The sequence below is a fragment of the Leisingera caerulea DSM 24564 genome (genome assembly GCF_000473325.1).
Taxonomy (GTDB): domain Bacteria; phylum Pseudomonadota; class Alphaproteobacteria; order Rhodobacterales; family Rhodobacteraceae; genus Leisingera; species Leisingera caerulea.
The window spans coordinates 593,188-613,828 of record NZ_KI421513.1 but is presented as its reverse complement, the minus strand read 5'-3'; the positions used below and the strand labels follow the sequence as shown (position 1 = coordinate 613,828).

The 20,641-nt window shown below is 65.2% G+C and carries 20 protein-coding genes; 10 read left to right on the top strand and 10 right to left on the bottom strand.

All coding sequences use genetic code 11. From position 1 onward, the window contains the following. Positions 1-147 precede the first annotated feature (147 nt). Positions 148-1,266, bottom strand: coding sequence for an alanine dehydrogenase (gene ald, locus CAER_RS0110185; protein ID WP_027235258.1), 1,119 nt, complete (start codon positions 1,264-1,266; stop codon positions 148-150). Positions 1,267-1,406: 140 nt separating this feature from the next. Between ald and CAER_RS0110180 the strand changes: the two genes are divergently transcribed. Next, positions 1,407-1,865, top strand: a complete 459-nt coding sequence (locus tag CAER_RS0110180; RefSeq protein ID WP_008556791.1) for an Lrp/AsnC family transcriptional regulator — start codon at positions 1,407-1,409, stop codon at positions 1,863-1,865. A 326-nt stretch (positions 1,866-2,191) separates the two neighbouring features. Then, entirely contained in the window at positions 2,192-3,109 is a 918-nt protein-coding gene (ppk2, locus tag CAER_RS0110170; RefSeq protein WP_027235257.1) for a polyphosphate kinase 2, read from the top strand. Between the two features lie 82 nt (positions 3,110-3,191). Here the strand turns inward: ppk2 and CAER_RS0110165 are convergent, their stop codons facing one another. Beyond that, entirely contained in the window at positions 3,192-4,235 is a 1,044-nt protein-coding gene (locus tag CAER_RS0110165) for a CAP domain-containing protein (RefSeq protein ID WP_027235256.1), read from the bottom strand. 709 nt (positions 4,236-4,944) lie between these two features. Continuing rightward, a complete protein-coding gene (gene rpsU / locus CAER_RS29235; RefSeq protein WP_005614280.1) occupies positions 4,945-5,151 on the bottom strand; it encodes a 30S ribosomal protein S21 in 207 nt (68 codons plus the stop codon). 120 nt (positions 5,152-5,271) lie between these two features. On the opposite strand from rpsU, the gene CAER_RS0110155 reads away from it, so the two are divergent. Beyond that, complete coding sequence (locus tag CAER_RS0110155; RefSeq protein ID WP_027235255.1) at positions 5,272-5,973, top strand: COQ9 family protein; 702 nt, start codon at positions 5,272-5,274, stop codon at positions 5,971-5,973. 137 nt (positions 5,974-6,110) lie between these two features. Here CAER_RS0110155 and CAER_RS28905 read toward each other — a convergent pair whose 3' ends face one another. Continuing rightward, positions 6,111-6,914, bottom strand: coding sequence for a class I SAM-dependent methyltransferase (locus tag CAER_RS28905; RefSeq protein ID WP_027235254.1), 804 nt, complete (start codon positions 6,912-6,914; stop codon positions 6,111-6,113). Between the two features lie 219 nt (positions 6,915-7,133). Here CAER_RS28905 and CAER_RS0110145 point away from each other — a divergent pair, with 219 nt between their 5' ends. Further along, positions 7,134-8,117 (top strand): NAD(P)H-quinone oxidoreductase, encoded by a 984-nt coding sequence (locus CAER_RS0110145; protein ID WP_027235253.1) that lies wholly within the window; start codon positions 7,134-7,136, stop codon positions 8,115-8,117. Between the two features lie 63 nt (positions 8,118-8,180). On the opposite strand, the gene CAER_RS0110140 is transcribed toward CAER_RS0110145, so the two are convergent. Continuing rightward, positions 8,181-9,038 (bottom strand): DUF2189 domain-containing protein, encoded by an 858-nt coding sequence (locus tag CAER_RS0110140; protein ID WP_027235252.1) that lies wholly within the window; start codon positions 9,036-9,038, stop codon positions 8,181-8,183. A 305-nt stretch (positions 9,039-9,343) separates the two neighbouring features. Beyond that, on the bottom strand, positions 9,344-9,988 hold the full coding sequence (locus CAER_RS0110135; protein WP_027235251.1) for a ribonuclease T2 family protein: 645 nt from the start codon (positions 9,986-9,988) through the stop codon (positions 9,344-9,346). A 144-nt stretch (positions 9,989-10,132) separates the two neighbouring features. Here CAER_RS0110135 and CAER_RS0110130 point away from each other — a divergent pair, with 144 nt between their 5' ends. Together CAER_RS0110130 and CAER_RS30630 are read left to right on the top strand one after the other, a co-directional pair. Beyond that, a complete protein-coding gene (locus CAER_RS0110130; RefSeq protein WP_027235250.1) occupies positions 10,133-10,900 on the top strand; it encodes a DUF1013 domain-containing protein in 768 nt (255 codons plus the stop codon). A gap of 310 nt (positions 10,901-11,210) precedes the next feature. Next, positions 11,211-13,346 carry an ATP-binding protein gene (locus tag CAER_RS30630; RefSeq protein WP_027235249.1) on the top strand — a complete coding sequence of 712 codons (2,136 nt, stop codon included), beginning with the start codon at positions 11,211-11,213 and terminating at the stop codon, positions 13,344-13,346. Positions 13,347-13,452: 106 nt separating this feature from the next. Here CAER_RS30630 and CAER_RS0110120 read toward each other — a convergent pair whose 3' ends face one another. Continuing rightward, positions 13,453-14,340 (bottom strand): LysR substrate-binding domain-containing protein, encoded by an 888-nt coding sequence (locus CAER_RS0110120; protein ID WP_027235248.1) that lies wholly within the window; start codon positions 14,338-14,340, stop codon positions 13,453-13,455. Between the two features lie 137 nt (positions 14,341-14,477). On the opposite strand from CAER_RS0110120, the gene CAER_RS27880 reads away from it, so the two are divergent. Together CAER_RS27880 and ltaE are read left to right on the top strand one after the other, a co-directional pair. After that, entirely contained in the window at positions 14,478-15,155 is a 678-nt protein-coding gene (locus tag CAER_RS27880; RefSeq protein ID WP_036797221.1) for a hypothetical protein, read from the top strand. After that, entirely contained in the window at positions 15,152-16,201 is a 1,050-nt protein-coding gene (gene ltaE, locus CAER_RS0110110) for a low-specificity L-threonine aldolase (protein ID WP_084299516.1), read from the top strand. Before CAER_RS27880 ends, ltaE begins: the two co-directional genes overlap by 4 nt. 70 nt (positions 16,202-16,271) lie before the next feature. Here ltaE and recR read toward each other — a convergent pair whose 3' ends face one another. Next, entirely contained in the window at positions 16,272-16,871 is a 600-nt protein-coding gene (gene recR / locus CAER_RS0110105) for a recombination mediator RecR (protein ID WP_027235246.1), read from the bottom strand. Positions 16,872-17,006: 135 nt separating this feature from the next. Between recR and CAER_RS0110100 the strand changes: the two genes are divergently transcribed. Beyond that, positions 17,007-17,510, top strand: coding sequence for a GNAT family N-acetyltransferase (locus CAER_RS0110100; protein ID WP_027235245.1), 504 nt, complete (start codon positions 17,007-17,009; stop codon positions 17,508-17,510). 61 nt (positions 17,511-17,571) lie between these two features. On the opposite strand, the gene CAER_RS0110095 is transcribed toward CAER_RS0110100, so the two are convergent. After that, positions 17,572-17,916 (bottom strand): YbaB/EbfC family nucleoid-associated protein, encoded by a 345-nt coding sequence (locus tag CAER_RS0110095; RefSeq protein ID WP_027235244.1) that lies wholly within the window; start codon positions 17,914-17,916, stop codon positions 17,572-17,574. A gap of 193 nt (positions 17,917-18,109) precedes the next feature. After that, a complete protein-coding gene (locus CAER_RS0110090; RefSeq protein ID WP_027235243.1) occupies positions 18,110-19,897 on the bottom strand; it encodes a DNA polymerase III subunit gamma/tau in 1,788 nt (595 codons plus the stop codon). Positions 19,898-20,090: 193 nt separating this feature from the next. Here CAER_RS0110090 and CAER_RS0110085 point away from each other — a divergent pair, with 193 nt between their 5' ends. Continuing rightward, positions 20,091-20,633, top strand: coding sequence for a protein-tyrosine phosphatase family protein (locus CAER_RS0110085; RefSeq protein ID WP_027235242.1), 543 nt, complete (start codon positions 20,091-20,093; stop codon positions 20,631-20,633). Positions 20,634-20,641 lie beyond the last annotated feature (8 nt).

Sequence of the window (20,641 nt, the reverse complement as noted above, 5' to 3'; positions counted from 1 at the left end):
AACAAACCTTGGTGATTGTCTCCAACAGGTGAACGGTAGCTGGACCGGGCGGGCTGGCTGCCGGCGGCGCGCTGGAGGTGCCGCAAAGGAAAAGCCCCGCCGGTCTGGCGGGGCTTCTCTTGTGCGCTTTGCTTGCGGGCTTGGGCGTTACTGCTTCAGCGCCAGTTTCGGCGACAGCACGTCCATGCCGAGGGCCTCGCCCACCGCGTAGTAGGTCAGCTGGCCTGCGTGCACGTTCAGGCCGTTCAGCAGGTGCGGGTCGTCCTCGCAGGCCTTGCGCCAGCCTTTGTTGGCCAGGTTCAGCATGAAGGGCAGGGTCGCATTGCCAAGGGCCTGGGTCGAGGTGCGCGCCACGGCGCCCGGCATGTTGGCCACGCAGTAGTGCATGATGCCGTCGACCTCATAGATCGGCTCGGCGTGAGTGGTGGCCTTGGAGGTCTCGAAGCAGCCGCCCTGGTCGATGGCGACGTCCACCAGCACCGCGCCCGGCTTCATTTCGGACAGCTGTGCGCGGGAGACCAGTTTCGGTGCCGCCGCGCCCGGGATCAGAACCGCGCCGATCACCATGTCGGCCTCGCGCACCAGCTCAGCCGTTGCGCCGGCGGTGGAGTACTGGTTCTTGAAGGTGCGGCCAAAGACGTCGTCCAAGTATTTCAGGCGGGTCAGCGAACGGTCGAGGATGGTCACATCCGCGCCCATGCCGGCCGCAACCTTGGCTGCGTGGGTGCCGACGACGCCGCCGCCGATCACCACAACCTTGGCCGGGGCCACACCGGGCACGCCGCCCATCAGCACGCCGCGGCCGCCGTTGGCCTTTTGCAGGGTCCAGGCGCCGACCTGCGGGGCCAGGCGGCCGGCCACTTCGGACATCGGCGCCAGCAGCGGCAGGCCGCCACGGTCGTCGGTGACGGTTTCATAGGCGATGGCGGTGCAGCCGGATTCCAGCAGGTCGTGGGTCTGCTCCGGATCGGGCGCCAGGTGCAGGTAGGTGAACAGCAGCTGGCCTTCGCGCAGCATCTTGCGCTCAACCGCCTGCGGTTCCTTGACCTTGACGATCATGTCTGCGGTGGCAAAGATTTCCTCGGCGGTGTCGAGGATTGCGGCACCGGCGGAGACATAGTCCTCGTCGGTGAAACCTGCGCCCATGCCGGCGCCTTTCTGAATGACAACCTCATGGCCGTGGCTGACGGCCTCGCGGGCGGCGTCGGGGGTCATGCCAACGCGGAATTCCTGCGGTTTGATCTCGGTGGGGCAGCCGATCTTCATGTGAGTCTCTCCTCCAAATCAGTCTGCGGTCATTTTGCCGCAGGCGGCGGAAAAGGTGCTGCTTTTTTGGGCAGAACAAAAACATGCCTTTCGAAGAATCTTCGTCTATACAGGCGAAAATGAGCAAGGATCTTCGAGAAATGTCTTTGGACGAAACAGATCGTCGCATACTTTCGGTACTGCAAAAGCAGGGCCGCATTTCCAATGCCGACCTGTCGGAGCGGGTGAACCTGTCGGCCTCGGCCTGCCACCGGCGGGTGCAGCGGCTGGAGGCGGAGGGGTACATCCGGGATTATGTCGCGCTGCTGGATGCGCGCAAGATGAATGTGCCGTCCACGGTGTTTGTCGAGATCACCCTGTCCGGACAGGCGGATGAGGTGCTGGACGCGTTTGAGAAGGCGGTGTCCAGAATCCCGGACGTGCTGGAATGCCATCTGATGGCGGGAACAGCGGATTACATCCTGAAGGTGGTGGCGGAAAACACCGAGGATTTCGCCCGCATCCACCGCCAGCATCTGGCGCGCCTGCCGGGAGTGGCGCAGATGCAGTCGAGCTTTGCGCTGCGCACCGTGTTCAAGACCACAGCGCTGCCGGTCTGAGGCGCTGGCGGGGGTGTTTTGCGTGCACCGTCTGTACACCCCCTGTGCACCCCCTGAGTGCCCTCCGCGCCAGAGCGGGCAGCTGATGCGCCAGCCGGTTGCGTGGGCGGGCCCGGGCTTTTGGCTTGAATCCCGGCGGGATTTCCGGTTGCCTTAAAGGAAGCTGCCAACCCGCGGTCTCCGGTCCGGAGGCGCAAATGGCAGATGGTTTTCCGTTGCGCGCAGCCAGGTATTCCGCGGCTGTTCCCGCGGGATGACATCAAACATTCACATGCTGCCGGTAAAAGGCAGCGTTTGCACCACCTGACAAGGAAGGAACCCTGCCCGTGACCCGCGAATTTGAAACCGCATCCCTGGACTGGCTGGAAGCGGAGCTGCAGGACACGCTGGACGAGGATATCGAGATCGAATTCTCCGAGCCGATGCTGAGCCAGGAGATCCGCAAGATCTACCGCGAGCAGCACCCGGAGATGCTCGACCGGCAGGTCTATTTCCGCAACCTCTTGCGGCTGCAGGCGGAGCTGATCAAGGTGCAGGACTGGGTGCAGCATTCCGGCGCGAAGGTCTGCATCCTGTTCGAAGGCCGCGATGCGGCAGGCAAGGGCGGGGTGATCAAGCGGATCACCCAGCGTCTGGATCCGCGGGTGGCGCGGGTGGTGGCGCTGCCGGCGCCGAACCGCCGCGAGCAGAGCCAGTGGTTCTTTCAGCGTTATGTGCCGCATCTGCCCGCAGGCGGCGAGATCGTGCTGTTCGACCGTTCCTGGTACAATCGCGCGGGCGTCGAGCGGGTGATGGGCTTTGCCAGCGACGACCAGGTTGAGCAGTTCTTTCAGGACGTTCCGGAATTTGAGCGGATGCTGGTGCGGTCGGGCATCATCCTGCTGAAATACTGGTTCTCTATCACCGACGAGGAGCAGCAGTTGCGGTTCATGATGCGCATTCACGACCCGATGAAGCAGTGGAAGCTGTCGCCGATGGATCTGGAAAGCCGGATCCGCTGGGAGCATTACACCAAGGCTAAGGAGGAGATGTTCAAGCGCACCAACATCCCCGAGGCCCCCTGGTACATCGTCGAGGGCAACGACAAGAAGCGCGAGCGGCTGAACTGCATCGAGCACCTGCTGACCAAGATCCCTTATGAGGAGGTGCCGGGCGAGAAGGTGGTGCTGCCGGACCGCAAGTACAATCCGGATTACGAACGGCAGGTGCTGCCGGATGAGCTGTACGTGCCGAAGATTTACTGAGGTTCGAGCCCCCAGAAGCCGGGGCCGGAACAGGCAAAAGGGCGCGCCGCAGCGCGCCCTTTCACCGTTTGCCCGGTGGGGATCAGAACAGGAAGTCGCCTGCGCTGAGATCCTGTGCGGTGATGCCTGCCAGCAGCATGCTGTCGCCGTCGATGTCGCTGATCAGCAGGCCGTTTGCGGTCTGGCTGGCGTGGTTGCTCATTAGGTCGGAGAAACCGCCGATGCCATCCGCCGCGCCCAGGTCGATACGCTCGCCGCTGGCGTTCGGGTTGAAATCGGTAACGGTGTCGTCGCCGCTGCTGAAGACAAAGATGTCGGCACCGCTTTTGCCGGTCAGCCGGTCGTTGCCCGAACCGCCGTCCAGGGTGTCGTTGCCGCCGCCGCCGAACAGCTTGTCTTTGCCGGAGCCGCCGTTCAGGTCGTCCGCGCCGCCGCCGCCGCGCAGGACGTCGTTGCCCGAACCGCCATCCAGGCCGTCGCCGCCGGCTCTGCCAAGCAGCTTGTCGCGGCCGTCATTGCCGCTGAGGCTGTCACCGCCGCTGCTGCCGGTCAGGGTGTCGTTGCCGCCCAGACCGTCGAGGGTGCCTGCGCTGCTGAGGGTCAGGCTGTCATCGCCGGCGGTTGCACCGGTGCCGGTGCCGCCGCCGGACCCGCCGCCGGAACTACCGGTGTCGAGCTGCAGCCCGGCGCTGGTCTTGGCGAAATTCTGGGTGACCATGACGGCGTCCCAGCCGTTGAAGTTGCCTTGCTCGATGCCGATGCCGATCACCTCGACATTCGCGTTCAGGATGTTGGCGCGGTGGCCGGGGCTGTTCATCAGCGAATTGTGCAGGTCGACGACGTCATCGGAGAGGCCGGCCGCGCCGCGTTCGCTTTGCCAAGCGATGTTTTCGGCCCAGGTCCAGCTGCCGGAGAAGACAAAGCCAGCGTCCTTCATCCGGTCGCCGGCGCTGGAGCCGCCCGCGCCGGTGTGGGAGAACACATCCTGCTGCAGCATCCACTCGCTGTGGTCTTCTGACGAATCGTTGAGGCGCAGCTCCAGCTGCACTGGATTGAGCCCGCGCGAGGTGCGCTCGGCGTTGATCAGGTCGAGCATCTGGCGCTCGAGTTCGCTTGCCTGTGACATCGTGTACTGCTCCGTGAGTGGGCCGGCTGTGCGGCGGTGCGCCAACCGGTTAACGGAATTTCAGAGCGCTGGAAGGGCGGCTGGGCACAAGGGCGGTTTTGCGGCGAAGCTCTGCCCGAAGCCCGGGGCGCGATACGCGGAAACCTGCGCGCAGAGCGGGCCCAGGCAGGCCGGATCCGCGGCAGGCGCCATCCCGCCGCCGGGCAGAGGCAAGAGGCGGTGCAGGATTCGCCCTGTTGCTGCCGGGGGCGGCGGCCGGGGCTGGATTTGCAAACGGAAGAATCGGGCAGGCCGGGCGCCGGCGGGGGGAAGCTGGCGGCGCCCGGCAGCAATGAAAACCCGGAGTGGCGTGCCTTGTTTGCAGGGACCAAGACGGGCGCCGGTTTAATTGGGGGGGGCGCGCGGCCTGCCCCGGGTTTCAGTGTTCCGGGTGTTCCAAGCCCGGGCGGCGGGGCAAGGTTAGGGAAACGCATCTGGTTTGCCTGGCCGCGAACCCTGTATAGCAGAGTGTAAAGAAGAAATACACCCTAAAGATGTAATTCAAAGCATTTCACGATCTTTGCGTGTGCTGCAAAAAGGCCGCCCCAAGTTTGCGGCCCGTTCAAATGACAAACCCCCGGGCGAAGCCGCGGGGGTTGTCTGAACTTTTGTTCCGGCGTGGTCCGGGGACCTGCCGTAGTGCTGTCCAAAGCTGGAGAGCCAGGTGTGCTTAGAGCAGACCTTCGCGCTGGGCTTTCTTGCGTGCCAGTTTACGGGCACGGCGGATCGCTTCAGCTTTCTCGCGCGCTTTTTTCTCGGACGGCTTTTCGAAATGTTGCTTGAGCTTCATTTCGCGGAAGACGCCTTCACGCTGCAGCTTTTTCTTCAGGGCACGAAGCGCCTGATCGACGTTGTTGTCGCGAACACTAACCTGCATGTGGTATTCACCACCTTTCTAAGTTTTGAGTTGCAAGGAAGATTGCAGGAAGTGGCCATATAGCAAAGCGCCGCTAATTTGTCTAGTAGGGTGTCAGGACACTGCCAGCTGGAGGGTGAGATGACCGAAGACCAGGATCACGCGCAGGACGATATCAGGGAAAAGCTGCTGGATGCGGCGCTGTTGCATGTGCCGTTCGACGGCTGGTCGGAGGTCACGTTCCGGGCCGCCTGCCAGGATGCCGATGTGCCGGAGGTGCTGGCCCATGCGGTCTGCCCGCGCGGCGGGGTGGATCTGGCGCTGGCCTATCATGCGCGCGGCGATTCGCGGATGCTGGAGCGGCTGCAGGCAGAGGATCTGTCGGGGATGCGGTTCCGCGACAAGGTCGCAGCAGCGGTGCGGTTCCGGCTGGAGGCGGTTGACGACAAGGAGGCGGTGCGCCGCGGCACCACGCTGCTGACGCTGCCGCAGTATGCCGGCGACGGGGTCAAGGCGATCTGGGGCACCTGCGATCTGATCTGGGAGGCGCTGGGCGATGGCTCGGATGATCTGAACTGGTACACCAAGCGCGCGTCGCTGGCGGGGGTCTATTCCGCCACGGTTCTCTATTGGCTGGGCGATGACAGCCTGGACCATCAGGCGACGTGGGATTTCCTGGACCGGCGGATCGACAACGTGATGGACTTTGAGAAGCTGAAGGCGGGGCTGCAGAAGAACCCGCTGCTGAAGCCGTTTCTGGTGGGGCCGAACTGGCTGGCGGAGCAGATCAAGCCGCCGAAAGGCCGCGATGATCTGCCGGGATCGCTGAACCCGCGGCGCTGAGGCGGAACGCGCAGCTGCCTGACAGCGGCCGGTGATTCTGCCGGCCGCGCTGTGTGTAATTTGCGGCGGCTGCCTTATCGCACCCGGTTCACAAAGTGCCGCAGGCTGACCGGAAGCACCACAATGAGTGTGAAGTCTTAGGGCTTCACCGCGATCTGGCTCACATAGGACATAAACCCGAAAAACGTCTTGGCAGAGACCCTGCGCCTGGCTTCTGATTTCAGGGCTTCTGAGGTTTCGGCAAACAGGAGGCCTTCCTCGACCATGCGGTCGGCGCCACGGTCGATCACCGTGAGAAAATACGCAGCCTCGCCCTCTGCAACGTATCCGTGGCCTGTTCTGGCGCCGAGCTGGAACCCGTGTTCGGTCAGAATGCCGGAAATCCGGCGCATGATCCAAAGATTGGTGACATTCTGATTGATCATGAACTTGATGAGTTGATCCAGCGGATCGAAGTCAGCGATTTGGGCTGTGGCGGTGCTGTAGTCCCCATCGCAGACCGCCAGAATGCCGCCCGGCTTCAAGAGGCGGTACGCTTCTCGAACAACCTCTTCAGGGCCGGGCACATGGCATAGCAATGTGTGCATGACGACAAGGTCAAACGTCTCGTCTGCAAGTCCCGTGTCTTTGGCATCCCCGGTACTGAAGCTGAGGCGGTCATTGTCCGTAAAGCTGTTACGGGCCCGGCGCACCATTACCGGCGAAGGTTCAATCCCATGAGCGGTTGCAGCACCTGCCAGCTCTAACAGGTCCCTGGTGACATGCCCAGTGCCGGAGCCCAGCTCCAGTGCTGCGGCGTTTTCGGGCAGGCTTAGCTTCTCAAGATAAGCCTTCCGGATTGCGATCTGCGCAGGTTCCAGGCAGCGGGCTTCCATTGCATCAGCGATCCGCTCTTGCAGGGCGGCATCCTGAGCGCCGAGATTGGAATATGGATCGGCCATTCTTCACCTCAATTGCATCTTTCCGGACATTTGTAAGTTAGCTGGGTCAACCCAAATTGCCATGCGCGGAGGGCTGCCTCGAACACGGCGGGGAGGGCAGTCCCGGTGTGTTCAGCTGCCAGAGACAGTCCGCAAACCATCCAGACTGCGGCGCCTTTGCTGTTTGCGCGCATCGGGCCGGATGCTAGGCAGGGGCAAGGATCAGGAGGACAAATTCCGATGACAGAGATGATGCGCGCGGTGGAGATCACGAAACCCGGCGGGCCGGAGGTGTTGCAGCTGTGCCAGCGCCCGGTGCCGCAGCCGGGCCATGGCGAGGTGGTGATCAAGGTGGCCTATGCCGGCGTGAACCGTCCCGATGCGCTGCAGCGCGCCGGCGCCTATGATCCGCCAAAGGGCGCCAGCGACCTGCCGGGGCTGGAGGCCTCGGGCGAGGTTGCGGCCGTGGGCGCGGGTGTCAGCGGCATAAGCGAAGGCGATCTGGTCTGTGCGCTGCTGCCCGGCGGCGGCTATGCCGAATATGTGGCGACGCCGGCGGCGCATTGCTTGGCCGTCCCTGAAGGGCTGGACCTGAAACAGGCGGCCTGCCTGCCGGAGACATTCTTTACCGTGTGGTCCAATGTCTTCACCCGCGGCGGCCTGAAAGCCGGGGAGCGGTTCCTGGTGCATGGCGGCTCTTCGGGCATTGGCACGACGGCAATCCAGCTGGCCCGGGAGTTCGGGGCGCGGGTGTTTGCCACTGCCGGTTCGGATGAAAAGTGCCAGGCCTGCCTGAATCTGGGCGCCGAGCGGGCGATCAACTACCGCGACGAGGATTTCGTCAAGGTGATGCGCGAGGAAGGCGGCGCTGACCTGGTGCTGGATATGGTTGGCGGCGATTACATCCCGCGCAACGTCAAGGCGCTGGCCGAGGACGGGCGGCTGGTGCAGATCGCCTTTCTGCAAGGGCCGAAGGTGGAGCTGAACTTTGCCCTGATGATGGTCAAGCGGCTGACGCTGACCGGCTCGACCCTGCGGCCGCAGAGCGATCTGGCCAAGGCGCAGATTGCCCAGGATCTGGCCGAGGCGGTCTGGCCCTTGATCGAGGCGGGCAAGGTGGCGCCGGTGATGGACAGCGAGTTTGCGCTGGAGGACGCGGCCGCAGCGCACGCCCGGATGGAAAGCTCCGGCCATATCGGCAAGATCGTTTTGAAGGTCGGCTGACGCCTTAGGGTTTCACGCAACAGGGCCGGCGGATCCGCCGGCCCTGTTTTGATCGCGCGGCTGCTATTTCACGGCGCGCCGGTACAGGTGCCAGGTGGCATGGCCCAGAACCGGCACGACGATGATCAGCCCGGCCAGGAACGGGATCGCGCCGATCACCAGCGCTGAGCCGACGAGCGCGCCCCAGGTCATGCAGACGACGGGGTTCTTGCGCATCACCCTGATAGAGGTGGCCACCGCCACCGGCAGGCCGACGTGGCGGTCCAGCAGCAGCGGGAAAGACACGATGCTCATCGCCAGCGCGGCAAAGGCAAAGACTGCGCCCACCACGCCGCCGGCAATCGCCATGGTCCACCCTGCGCGGGTGGTCAGCACGTCGGCGGCGAAGTTTGTGATCGAGGCAGGCGGCTCCGGCCCCAGGGTGCGGCTGTAGATCATGTCGGCCGCCACCAGCCAGATGACGAACAATGCCGCCAGATACAGCCCCAGCACCAGAATGGCGCCAAAGGACGGCGAGCGGATGACGCTGAAGGCATCCACCCAGCGCGGCTCCAAACCTTCTTCGCGGCGCTTGGACATTTCATAGAGGCCGATTGCTGCGACCGGGCCGAGGATCGCAAATCCCATGATCATCGGCACGATCAGCGGCAAGAGGTTCATCGACAGGCTCATCACGATCAGCGCAATGCCGATCAGCGGATAGAACAGCACCAGGAACATCGCATCGCTGCGGCAGGCTGCAAAATCCTCCAGACCCGCGGCCAAAGAATGGATGATGTCATCCATGCTCAGGTCGCGTGCCTGCGGCAGCTCCTTGACGCCGTCGCTGCCCATTTCGCCGACGGTTTCGCCGATATGGTGCCCGGTGGTTTCTGCACCCTGCAGAAGCCAGCTGAGCGGGTTACCGATTGTCTTTGCCATGCGCTTCCTCCTCCTCGCTGACCAAAACGGAAGTGCCGTTCAGGCAGGGCCGGGCGCGGCACGTGGGCTTATTGTAGCACGAAACACGGCAAAGTCTGCTTCACAGGCCGTTTATTGCCGCGCGACGAGAGCGGCGCCTGGCGGCGGTGGCTTCCCCTTTCGGCGGCAAAGCCGCCTGCCGGGCAGCTGGGCGGGGATATTTTTAGCCAGATGAAGATCCGGATCCTTTATTCATCTGGCTGCAAATATCCCGGGGTGATTTGGCCGAAAGGCCAAGAGGGGCAGCGCCCCTTCTCCAAGGCGGTTCAGCGGACAGGTGCGAGCCGCGCGTCCTTCAATGTGCAGTCCTTGATCACATCGCGCCCGCAGGGCACCGGGTCAAGCGCCTTGGACAGGCAGATGCGGGCCTCCTGGATGGCGCCGTCGCGGCAGGTGATGGTCAGGCTGTCGCGCGACAGGGGAGGGTTTTCCTTGAGAAACGCCTCCTCCACCACCGACGCGGGCAGGGTGACGGTTTTGTCCAGCTTGCGGAAGACGGCGGGGCGGGTGACGCGGGTGTAGGCCTCGCGCATCAGGCTGTAATACTGGCGGGCGCTGAGGCCCGCGCAGGTGCCGTGTTTCTTCCACTGGTGCCAGGCAAGGCCTGCGCTGCCCATGATGTCCGCCATCTGGCGGCTCATCGCGCGGCTTGGCGGCGCCTCGGCACTTCGGCAGTAGCTGGGCCAGCCGCGGTGGTATTGCGGCCAGAGCCCGTGCAGGGTCCAGCCGTGGTCATGGCGGGCATCGCATTGGTCCGCATTGCGGGCATCGCCCTCCTGCGCGCACCAGTTCGGCGACCAGCTGAGCGCCAGCACGTAGTAGTCGAACTCTCCGGCCGGTTCGCCCTCTGCCGCCGCAAGCGTGGCAAAAGCCGCCAAAACAGCCGCCAAACCCAGCAATAACTTGCGCATTGGCCTCTTTCCTTATGAAATCAAGCTGACTATATAGGGCAGAAGTTCCCCGACAACGGAAACCTGCCCCGCACGCCGGGGACGCCCTTTCAGGCGGCGGGAGAGATGTATCCGGGGATCAAGGTGTTTTAAGGAGATGAGCACATGGCAAAACCGTTGATGGCCAAGGCAACCGCCGTGTGGCTGGTGGACAATACCACGATCAGCTTCAAGCAGATCGCCGATTTCGTGGGCATGCACGAGCTGGAGATCCAGGGCATCGCCGACGGCGAAGTGGCGGTGGGCGTCAAGGGGTTTGACCCGGTGGCCAACAACCAGCTGACCCAGGACGAGATCGACAAAGCGCAAGCCAACCCGCTGCACAAGCTGAAGCTCAAGTTCAACCCGGCCGCGGCCGGCGAGGAAAAGCGCCGCGGCCCGCGCTATACTCCGCTGTCCAAGCGCCAGGACCGTCCCAACTCTATCCTGTGGCTGGTCAAGTTCCACCCGGAACTGAGCGACGGCCAGATTGCCAAGCTGGTGGGCACCACCAAGCCGACCATCCAGTCGATCCGCGAGCGCACCCACTGGAACATCGCCAACATGCAGCCGATCGACCCGGTGGCGCTGGGCCTGTGCAAGCAGTCCGAGCTGGACTCTGCGGTGCAGAAGGCCGCGGCCAAGAAAGCTGCCGAAGGCGGCGTGATGAGCGACGACGAGCGCCGCAAGCTGGTCTCCACCGAGCAGTCGCTGGAGATGGAAGCGGAGCCGAAAATCCCGAGCGCCATCGAAGGGCTGGAAACCTTCACCCTGGGCGGCGGTTCCTCCGACGAGGAAGAGAAGAAGGAAGAGGATATCCTCGACGCCGACAGCTTCTTCAACCTGCCCTCTGGCGGCGATGACGAGGACGACGAAGAAGACACCCGTCCCTGATTCCGCCAGGGGACTTTGCGTCCCGGTTTCGGAAAATCATTAAAAAGCCGCAGATCCGGTGCTCCGGATTTGCGGCTTTTTCTGTTAGAATTGAGTCTCAAGGTTACAAGATGTTGACTACGCGCCGCTGATTTGCGCAGCATGATGTTGCGGGGTAATCGTGTTCCAGGTTGCCTGCGGTCAGTGAAGTCTGGGTGCGCCCTCGCCAAGAAGGGCGGTTTCCCGCTGTGTCAGGGACGAATGTTAATGAGTGTTGCCAGCAGGCGGGTGCAGGACGCCAGCCTGCACGGGGATGGCAGGAGTACAAAATATGGACGCATCAGGCGTGCCGCCGCTGGGGGACAGCTGCGGCTTGAATCTGGGGGCGCTGGCAGGCTTGCACGGGCTGGAGTTCTGTCAGGAATTTGCGGGGCAGCTGGCGCAGGGAACTGGCGCGGATCTGGTCACTGTTGGCGAGCTGACGGTCCGGGAGACCCCGCGCATCAGAGTGCTGGCCAGCAGTTTCGACGGGCTGCCGCTGGGCGATTTTGAATATGACTTGCGCGGGGCGCCGTGCTGCGATGTGGTGCTGAGCGGTGAGCCTCAGGTTTACCCCGGCCGGGTGGAGGAGCTGTATCCCGAAGGCGGGATGTTCGTTGAGGAAGGCCTCCAGAGCTATGCGGGCGTTGCCCTGAAGGATCCTGGCGGCGCGGCGTCCGGCCTGGTGCAGGCTGCCTGGCGCGAGGACATCGGCGACGGTTTGGCGCAGCGGGCCGTGGCGGTGATGCAGCAGTTTGCGCCGCGCCTTGGCGCGGAGATTGCGGGCCTGCGGCGGCTGGCAGCCCTGGCGGCGCTGGCAGAGGGGCCGGGCAGCACCTGTCCGCGGGCGGCATTCCGGCAGATTGCGCGGGAACTGCAAAGTGCGCTTAGGGTGCGGGCGGTTTTCATTGCCGGTTGCAGTGGGGGCAGGCCGGACCGCTGCCGGGTGCTGGCGTGCTGTTCCGGCGGCCGGTTGTTGGATGCGGCGGAAGGCCGGGCCGTGCGCTGTGACCCGACCGGGAAGCAGGTGCCGGGTGGCTGGGAGGCCGTTCAGGTGCCGGACGGTCTGCGGCAGATAGTGCAGGCATTGGCGCAGACCCGGCCCCTGTCATTGAAATACTGTCTCGGTTTTCCGCTGCGCGATGCGGATGGCGCGGCGGCCGGCTGGCTTGGGCTGCTGCATGACCGCGACATCGCGACGGATGTGCTGGAGCCGGATCTGATGGCGCTGGCTGCCGCCCGCACCGGTCTGGAACTGCGCCGCCGCGCCGCGGAGCAGCGCCGCCAGCAGGCGGAGGCGGCCCAGCTGGTCCGGCACAAGGCCGAGAGCCTGGGGCGGCTGGCAGGGGCCCTCGCGCATGAGTACAACAATCTGCTGGCGTCGATGCAGGGCAGGGCCGAACTGGCGCTGGCGCATCTGGAGGCCGCGCATCCTGCGCAGCAGCATCTGCAGGCGGTGGAGCAGGGGCTGCGGGCCTCGGCCGGGCTGGTGCGGCAGCTGACGGGCTTTGCCAAGGGCACCAACGGCCCGGCGCCTTCGCCGTGCGACCTAAACGCGGTTGTGCAGGAGGCGCTGGCACTGGTGCCCCTGGACTGCCGGAAGGGCAAGGCGGTGGTACTGGATCTGGCCGAGGGCGTCCCGGCGGCGCATCTGGACCGGGAGGAGGTGCGCCAGCTGCTGCTGAACCTGCTGCTGAACGCTGCGGAGGCCATCGGTCCCGGTGCAGGCACCATTACGGTAAAGACCCGGCGCACTCGCCTGGACGCTGCGGAGCGGCAGCGGCTGCTGAAGGGGCGCCGGATGGCGGCGGGCGATTGCCTGCTGCTGGAGGTCAGCGACACCGGCGGCGGCATGCGGCACGACATGGTCACCCGGATCTTCGACCCGTTTTATACCACCAAACCCGGCGGCCGCGGCCTGGGCATGGCGGTGGCGATGGGGATCATCAGCCGCCATCAGGGCGGGCTGGCGGTGGAGAGCCGCGAAGGCGCGGGCAGCGTCATTCGCTGCTATTTCCCGGCTTGTGCCGCGGCGGCAGAGGCGGTGGAGCCGCCCGCGGCAGCGCGCAGCGCGGCGGTTTGGCGGATCCTGGTGGTGGATGACGAGGACACCGTGCGCCGGGCGGTGGCGGGGCTGCTGCAGCTGCGCGGCTGCGAGGTGGCGCAGGCGGATGGATATGACGCGGCGCTTGCCTTGCTGGACTCGGAAGGGCCGTTTGACGGCGCGGTGATCGACATGAGCATGCCGGGGCGCGGCGGCTGGGAGACGCTGGCCGGCCTGCGGGCGGCGCAGCCGTGCCTGAATGCGGTGATGATGAGCGGCTGTGCCATCAGCGCGGCAGAGGCGGGCTTTCCCGGACTGGCGGATGTGCAGGTGCTGGACAAGCCCTTTACCAAGGAAAAGCTGTATAAGGCGCTGTTCCGCTAGGGCCGGTGCGGGCAGAGGTCGGGGCTCCCGCGCCTGCAGCTGCCCCTGACGGGGCCGCTTGGCAGCCTTGGGCCCGGCGCCGCGCTGGCGCGCGGCGCGGCAGCCCCTAACCGGCGGCGGCGTGCTCCAGCAGCCAGCTGCGGACCCGTTCGATCCGGCTGGTGCCGGCCTTGGCCTGCGGGGTCAGCAGGTAATAGGCGCTGGCAGGGATGCAGCTGTGCGGATGGGCCTGGATCAGCGTGCCGTCGTCGAGTTCGCGGCGCACCAGCAGCTCCGGCAGTATCGCCGCGCCGTGGCCGTATTTCACTGCGTCGATCAGCATTTCGAACTGGCTGAACAGCGGGCCGGTGGGCCGGACGGGCAGCGCCTCGCCCAGATCTTCGAACCATATCTGCCAGCTGAGCGGGCGGGTGGTGTGCTGCAGGGCCGGGTAGTCCAGCAGGCTGCTTGCCGCCCGTACCGGGGTGCTGAGCAGGCCGGGCGCGGCAACGGCGATCAGCGTCTCCGGCATCAGGAAATCGGCGCGGAAGCCCGGCCAGGGCGGATCGCCCTGCACGATGGCGAGATCAATGAGGCTGGCATCCACCTGCGCATTGTCGAGATAGGTGATGGTGTTGACCGTCAGCCGCGGCTGTTCCCGGGCCAGCTGTGCCAGATGCGGCATCAGCCAGCGGCTGCCGAGCGTCGGATAGGTGCCGATGTTGAGCGCGCCATAGGGGTTATCGCGGGTGCGCAGCCGGTAAAAGGTGGCTTCCAGAGCCTCCAGCTGCGGCGAAAGTTCCTCCAGCAGCATATGGCCCGCCGCGGTGAGCTGCACCCGCTGCCGGTCGCGCTTGAACAAGGTCTGGCCGGTCTGCGCCTCCAGGCTCTGGATCTGGCGGCTGAAAGCGCTTTGCGACAGGCTCATGGTGCGGGCGCCCTGGGCAAAGCTGCCGGCGCGGGCGGCGGCCTCGAAACAGAGCAGGGCAGAAATGGGCGGGATTTTGCGGCGCATGGGAGCACCCTGCCAGTTGTTGCATTTTTTGCAATACAGATTGCAAAATCCCGGCTTTTTTCGCGGGCAGAGGCCTGCAACCATGGCGCCAAACGCATCATCCCTCACGATCAGCACGACAAACAGGAGCGCGCCGCATGACTTTTGTACCGCAGATCAATGATGCCGATGTTGAGGCTGTTACTAGGGCCATGAAGACGATGCCCGACACGGCCTCGGTGGCGGGCTTTGTGCCCGGACCTGGTATCCAGCGGCTGGAGCTGACGTTCGACCTCAAGCTGCTGCAAGAGGCGCTGGAGGAGTGCCTGAAGCGCGAGGACTTTATGGGCGGGATGCAGGATCAGGGGTTTGCCGCGCTGCCGCTGACCCGGCGGCCGGGACAGTCCGAGTGGACCGCAAATGATCTGTCCGGCCGCTACTGGCTGCGTGCCGATGACCGTTATGTGGAAGAGCCGCGCGAGGATCTGGTCCCGGAGGTTGAGTTTTCCGAGTTCAATCCGAAGTTTGCGGGCACCTATTTCGAGCATGTGCACAGCGAACTTGCCAAGCGCTTTCCGATCGGGCGGACGCGGGTGCTGTCCAAAGGGCTGTACAACTGCAACTCCTGGCACCGCGACCCGGAGCCGCGGCTGCATATCCCGGTGGTGTCCAATCCCGGCTCATTGTTCGTTGTGAATCATCACGTTACCCACTTGCCAGCCGACGGATCGGTCTATTTCACTGACACCCGCGGCTATCACACCGCATTGAACGGGGGAGAAACCCGGCGCGTGCACATCGTGGCGGCGCTGGCCTATGAGCAGGTGGCGGCATGAGCCAATACACTGGGCTGGCAGGGATGGGGGCTGATGCGCCCCTCTGCGATCTGCGCAGCGATACGGTAACGCGGCCCGATGCGGGCATGTTGCAGGCGATGGCCGCGGCAGCGCTGGGCGATGACGTTTTTGGCGAAGACCCGTCGGTGAACCGGCTGGAGGCGGTGCTGGCCGAGCGTCTGGGCAAAGAAGCGGGTCTGTTCGTTCCCACAGGCACGATGAGCAATTTCACCGCGATGCTGGCCCATTGCCAGCGCGGCGAGGAGGTGATCTGCGGACGCGGCTATCACGTCTATGCTTATGAGGCGGCGGGGGCCTCGGTGCTGGGCGGGATTGCGCTGTGCCCGGTGGCGGTGCGCGGCGATGGAGCGCTGGACCCGGCGGAGATCCGGTCGGCGCTGCGCGAAGATGATCCGCATTTGCCCATCAGCCGTCTGGTGTCGCTGGAAAATACCCATAACGGGCTGGCGGTGCCGCTGGCGGAAATGGCGGCTGCGGCCGGGGCCGGGCGCGCGGCGGGCTTGTTCGTGCATTTGGACGGGGCGCGGTTCTTCAATGCGATCACCGCGCTGGGGTGTTCTGAAACGGATTTGGCTGGGCTGGCGGACACGGTGTCGGTCTGCCTGTCAAAGGGGCTGGGCACGCCTGCGGGGTCGGTGCTGGCGGGGCCTTCGGACCTGATTGCCAAGGCGCGGCGCTGGCGCAAGATGCTGGGCGGCGGAATGCGGCAGGCGGGCGTGCTGGCGGCCGCCGGGCTTTATGCGCTGGAGCACAACGTGGCACGGCTGGCAGAGGATCACGCACGGGCCGCAGAAATGGCCGGCGTGCTGCGGAGCTTAGGCACGGGAGAGGTGGTGCAGGCCACCAATATGGTGTTCTTCACGCCGGCAGATGAGCGCAACGACGGCCTTCGGGCGCATTTGGCGGCTGATGGCGTGGTCATTGGCGGCGGCAGCTCCGGTGCCATCCGCATCGTGCTGCATAGGGACGTTGACGACGCTGCGCTGGCGCGGGCGGTTCAGGGGCTGAAAAGCTTCTACGGCTAGCCGCAGGGGCCGGAAAAATGCAAATTTTGCGGCCAAAATTCTTTGAAGAACTTTTCGCCCGGCGGCGCCGTCAGATTTCCTTGCGCGCGCTAAGGGCGGCAGAGATGGTGCCGTCGTCGAGGTAATCGAGCTCGCCGCCGATCGGCACGCCTTGGGCCAGGGAGGTCAGTTTCACCTGCCCCTGCAGCTGGTCGGCGATGTAATGGGCGGTGGTCTGGCCGTCGATGGTGGCATTCAGCGCCAGGATCACTTCGCTGATGTTTTCGGTGGCGACCCGGTCCGCCAGCCGCGGGATGCGCAGATCTTCCGGACCCACCGCATCCAGCGCTGAAAGGGTGCCGCCCAGCACATGGTAGCGGCCTTTGAACACGGCTGCCCGCTCCATCGCCCAGAGGTCGGCCACATCCTCGACCACGCAGAGTTCGCCGGTGGCACGTCTGTCGTCTGTGCAAATCGGGCAGATCTCGCTGGTGCCGACATTGCCGCAGTTGAGACATTCCCGCGCGGTGGCAGCCACCTCGCTCATCACATCGGCCAAGGGTGTCAGCAACAGCGCCCGCTTGCGGATCAGATGCAGCACGGCGCGGCGGGCAGACCGCGGCCCCAGACCCGGCAGCTTGGCCATCAGGGCAATCAGGTCTTCGATGTCGCTGGTGGAATTCTTGATCATGCCGCAGGCCCTTTGGTTCCTTGCCATATAGGCCACCCGGGGCTGGGGAGCGCAAGGGCCGGCCGGTAAAATGTTCGGGGTTTGTTTTACTGCCGTCCGGGGGTAAGGCTTGGCATGGCCGGAGGAGGGATCACAATGGGAGGTGCCGCAGCGCATACGGAAAACGGCACCGGGCCGCTTCGCTTTGCCCGGCTGACGGAGGTGCCGCCGCAGGAGCTTGCCCGCCATATGTCCGACCCGCGGATGGCGGACCATATGCCCTTGCTGACTGGGAGCTGGGATGAGGCCGCTGCCAGGGAATTCGTCGCCGCCAAGGAAGCCTGCTGGCAGCGCGACGGGCTGGGCCACTGGGCCTTCCTGCGCGGGGATACGTATCTCGGCTGGGGCGGCTTCCAGAAAGAGGGGGAAGAGTGGGATTTCGGGCTGGTACTGCGGGCGGACTGCTTTGGCCTTGGCCCTGCCATTGCCCGCAAGGCGCTGGAATTTGCCCGCGCGGATGCGCGCATCCCCTATGTTACCTTCCTGCTGCCGCCAACACGCCGCCACCTGCGCCCGCTGGCACGGCTGGGGGCGGTACAGACCGGGGAGGTGCAGTACGAAGGCCGGCGCTTCCTGAAGTTCCGGCTGGAGACGGGCTGAGGCGGGCAAAAGAAAAGGCGGCTCCAGTCGGGCCGCCTTTGCATAGGGAAATGAGTGCCGCTTAGAACGGCAGCTTGATGTCCTTGGGCAGGCCCATGCTTTCGGTCAGCTTGGTCATCTCTTCCTGCGCCTTTTCAGCCGCTTTGGCCTGAGCATCCTTGATGGCGGCCAGGATCAGGTCCTCGACCACTTCCTTGTCGTCGCCGTTGAAGATCGACGGGTCAATGTCCAGTGCCTTGAGGTCGCCCTTGGCGGATGCAGTGGCCTTGACCAGGCCTGCGCCTGCTTCGCCGGTGACCATGACATTGTGCAGGTCTTCCTGCATCTGGGCCATCTTGCCCTGCAGTTCCTGTGCCGATTTCATCATCTTGGCCATGTCGCCAAGACCGCCGAGGCCTTTGAGCATCTGTCTTCTCCTAAGATTCCGGTTTGGGGGACAGATACGGGGCGCGGGGGCGCGAAACAAGGGGCAGGATCATCTGCGCGGAACAGTTTAGCGCTCTACCGCCCGGTCGACAGGCCAGGCAGCGCCCGGCCTTCCCGCTGATACGGCGCTAGTGCGCCCGCCTGAGGTTAGGCGCTGCCCTGGATTTTTTGCATCACCCGTCCTCGAACGGGTCCCATTCGTCCTCCACCTCGGGCAGGGCTTCGGCGGCGACCTCTGCGGTCAGTTCCTCAGGCGTGCGGATGCGCTTGATCTTGGCCTTGGGAAAGCTCTCCAGCACGGCCTGCACCAGCGGGTGCGCAGTGGCTTTCTCACGCAGGGCGTTTTCTGCGGCGTCGCGGACCTCGGCAATGGTGGGCGCATCGCCGTCAGGGGCAATGGAGACCACCCAGCGGGCGCCGGTCCAGTTCTGCAGCGCTGAGCCGAGCCGGGCGGCGAGATCCTTGGGCGCTTGGGCCGCCGGGGTGAATTCGATCCGGCCCGGCTGGTAGGAGACCAGTCGCACGCCGCCTTCGACCTCGACCAGCAGTTTCACATCGCGGTTGGTGCGGATCAGCTCGACGACATGTTCGAAGGTGGGATAGCGGGCCAGCGCGGAGCTGACTTGCGGTGCCAGCGCCATCATGGTGCCGCTGCCGCCATGGGCCACGGGTGCGCCGCCGGCCGGACCGCCTTGGGGACTGGCGGGTCCGTTGCCGCCAAGTGCCGGGGCGCCCATGCCCTGCATCGGCACACCGCCGCCGGGACCGGGGGGCGGCGGGGGCGGGGTGTCCTGCAGCTTGCGGATCAGTTCCTCGGGTGAGGGGAGGTCGGCCACATGGGTGATGCGGATCACCGCCATCTCGGCCGCCATCATGGCGTTGGGGGCGGCGGCGACTTCCTCCAGCGCCTTGAGCAGCATCTGCCACATCCGGGTGAGGACGCGCATCGGCAGGTTCTCGGCCATTTGCTGGCCGCGGGCGCGCTCGTCCGGGCTGACGGTGGGGTCTTCGGCGGCGTCCGGAGTGATCTTCACCACCGAGACCCAATGGGTGATCTCGGCCAGATCGCGCAGCACTGCCAGCGGGTCGGCGCCCTCTGCATACTGGCCTGAAAGTTCTGTCAGAGCCGCTGCCGCGTCGCCGCGCAGGATCATGTCCATCAGGTCCAGCACCCGGCCGCGGTCGGCAAGGCCCAGCATGGCGCGGACCTGATCGGCGGTGGTTTCGCCCGCGCCGTGGGAAATCGCCTGATCCAGCAGCGAGGTGGCATCGCGGGCGGAGCCCTCGGCGGCGCGGGTAATGAGCGCCAGCGCGTCCTCGGCAATTTCGGCGCCCTCGGCGGTGGCGATCTTGCGCAAGAGGGAGATCATCACCTCCGGCTCGATCCGGCGCAGGTCGAACCGCTGGCAGCGCGACAGCACCGTCACCGGCACCTTGCGGATTTCAGTGGTGGCGAAGATGAATTTCACATGCGCGGGCGGCTCCTCCAGCGTCTTCAGCAGCGCGTTGAAGGCGGAGGTCGACAGCATGTGAACTTCGTCGATGATATAGATCTTGTAGCGGGCGGAGGCCGCGCGGTACTGCACCGAGTCGATGATTTCGCGGATGTCGTTCACGCCGGTGCGGGACGCCGCGTCCATCTCCATCACGTCGACATGGCGGCCTTCCATGATCGCCACGCAATGCTCGCATTTACCGCAGGGATCGGTGGTCGGGCCGCCATTGCCGTGTTCGCCGACGCAGTTCATGCCCTTGGCAATGATCCGCGCGGTCGTGGTTTTGCCGGTGCCGCGGATGCCGGTCATGATGAAGGCCTGAGCGATGCGGTCGGCGGCAAAGGCGTTTTTCAGCGTCCGTACCATCGCGTCCTGGCCCACCAGGTCGGCAAAGGTCTCGGGCCGGTATTTGCGGGCCAGAACCTGGTATTGGGATTGGCCGGTGTCGCTGGGGGTATCGTTCATGATGTCTCGTGCCGGATTCGGTTTGCGGGGCGCCCGCGTTGCGCGCAGGGTATTGAAGCGCAGCCCGTTCGTCCACCGCAGAAGGGGGCAATGCGGAGCAGCAAAAGGGCTTTGGCATTGCGTGGTTAACGGTTAGGCTGCAAGGGCGGGGCAACGCGGGGGAACGCAGGAGCGCAGCGGCTAAGGAGGCGGTATGCGATCTGAAGAAACCTCTGAGCCAGCAGCGCCGGACGAGGCGGCGCAAGCGGGGCTGACCATCCACGCGCTGTCTGCGGGCGGCGGCATTCTGGCGCTGTGCCGGCTGCCGGGCGCCGAAGGCGACTACCGGGGCGACCTGATCCAGATCTATCAGTGGAAACCGGGGCTGGTGCTTTCGATGACCACCGAGGCTGAGCACGTTGCCGCCGGGGCGCCGCGGCTGGGAATTGATATTCAAAGCATGGCGAGCCGCTGGCTGCATCTGCCGGTTCCGGATTTCGGCACGCCGCCGCCGGCGGTGGCGGCGAAGTGGCCGGCGGCCAGCCGGTCGGCGCGGCAGGCGCTGGGCGGCGGCGGCCGGGTGCTGGTGCATTGCCGCGGCGGCTGCGGGCGCTCCGGCATGGCGGTGCTGCGGCTGATGATCGAATGCGGCGAGGATCCGGTGCAGGCGCTGGCGCGGCTGCGGTCAGTGCGGCCCTGCGCGGTGGAGACCGAAGCGCAGATGGACTGGGCCTGCGCGGGACAGGTGGCAGGTTAGATCGAGTA

Excerpts from the sequence above, each read along its gene's own strand:
- recR (WP_027235246.1), bottom strand. The coding sequence starts at position 16,871 with ATGATCAAGAATTCCACCAGCGACATCGAAGACCTGATTGCCCTGATG.
- CAER_RS27880 (WP_036797221.1), top strand. The coding sequence starts at position 14,478 with ATGACTTTTGTACCGCAGATCAATGATGCCGATGTTGAGGCTGTTACT.
- ald (WP_027235258.1), bottom strand. The coding sequence starts at position 1,266 with ATGAAGATCGGCTGCCCCACCGAGATCAAACCGCAGGAATTCCGCGTT.
- CAER_RS28905 (WP_027235254.1), bottom strand. The coding sequence starts at position 6,914 with ATGGCCGATCCATATTCCAATCTCGGCGCTCAGGATGCCGCCCTGCAA.
- CAER_RS30630 (WP_027235249.1), top strand. The coding sequence starts at position 11,211 with ATGGACGCATCAGGCGTGCCGCCGCTGGGGGACAGCTGCGGCTTGAAT.
- CAER_RS0110165 (WP_027235256.1), bottom strand. The coding sequence starts at position 4,235 with ATGTCACAGGCAAGCGAACTCGAGCGCCAGATGCTCGACCTGATCAAC.
- CAER_RS0110120 (WP_027235248.1), bottom strand. The coding sequence starts at position 14,340 with ATGCGCCGCAAAATCCCGCCCATTTCTGCCCTGCTCTGTTTCGAGGCC.
- rpsU (WP_005614280.1), bottom strand. The coding sequence starts at position 5,151 with ATGCAGGTTAGTGTTCGCGACAACAACGTCGATCAGGCGCTTCGTGCC.
- CAER_RS0110090 (WP_027235243.1), bottom strand. The coding sequence starts at position 19,897 with ATGAACGATACCCCCAGCGACACCGGCCAATCCCAATACCAGGTTCTG.
- CAER_RS0110100 (WP_027235245.1), top strand. The coding sequence starts at position 17,007 with ATGGGAGGTGCCGCAGCGCATACGGAAAACGGCACCGGGCCGCTTCGC.
- CAER_RS0110155 (WP_027235255.1), top strand. The coding sequence starts at position 5,272 with ATGACCGAAGACCAGGATCACGCGCAGGACGATATCAGGGAAAAGCTG.
- CAER_RS0110095 (WP_027235244.1), bottom strand. The coding sequence starts at position 17,916 with ATGCTCAAAGGCCTCGGCGGTCTTGGCGACATGGCCAAGATGATGAAA.
- ltaE (WP_084299516.1), top strand. The coding sequence starts at position 15,152 with ATGAGCCAATACACTGGGCTGGCAGGGATGGGGGCTGATGCGCCCCTC.
- CAER_RS0110135 (WP_027235251.1), bottom strand. The coding sequence starts at position 9,988 with ATGCGCAAGTTATTGCTGGGTTTGGCGGCTGTTTTGGCGGCTTTTGCC.
- CAER_RS0110085 (WP_027235242.1), top strand. The coding sequence starts at position 20,091 with ATGCGATCTGAAGAAACCTCTGAGCCAGCAGCGCCGGACGAGGCGGCG.
- CAER_RS0110145 (WP_027235253.1), top strand. The coding sequence starts at position 7,134 with ATGACAGAGATGATGCGCGCGGTGGAGATCACGAAACCCGGCGGGCCG.
- CAER_RS0110180 (WP_008556791.1), top strand. The coding sequence starts at position 1,407 with ATGTCTTTGGACGAAACAGATCGTCGCATACTTTCGGTACTGCAAAAG.
- CAER_RS0110130 (WP_027235250.1), top strand. The coding sequence starts at position 10,133 with ATGGCAAAACCGTTGATGGCCAAGGCAACCGCCGTGTGGCTGGTGGAC.
- CAER_RS0110140 (WP_027235252.1), bottom strand. The coding sequence starts at position 9,038 with ATGGCAAAGACAATCGGTAACCCGCTCAGCTGGCTTCTGCAGGGTGCA.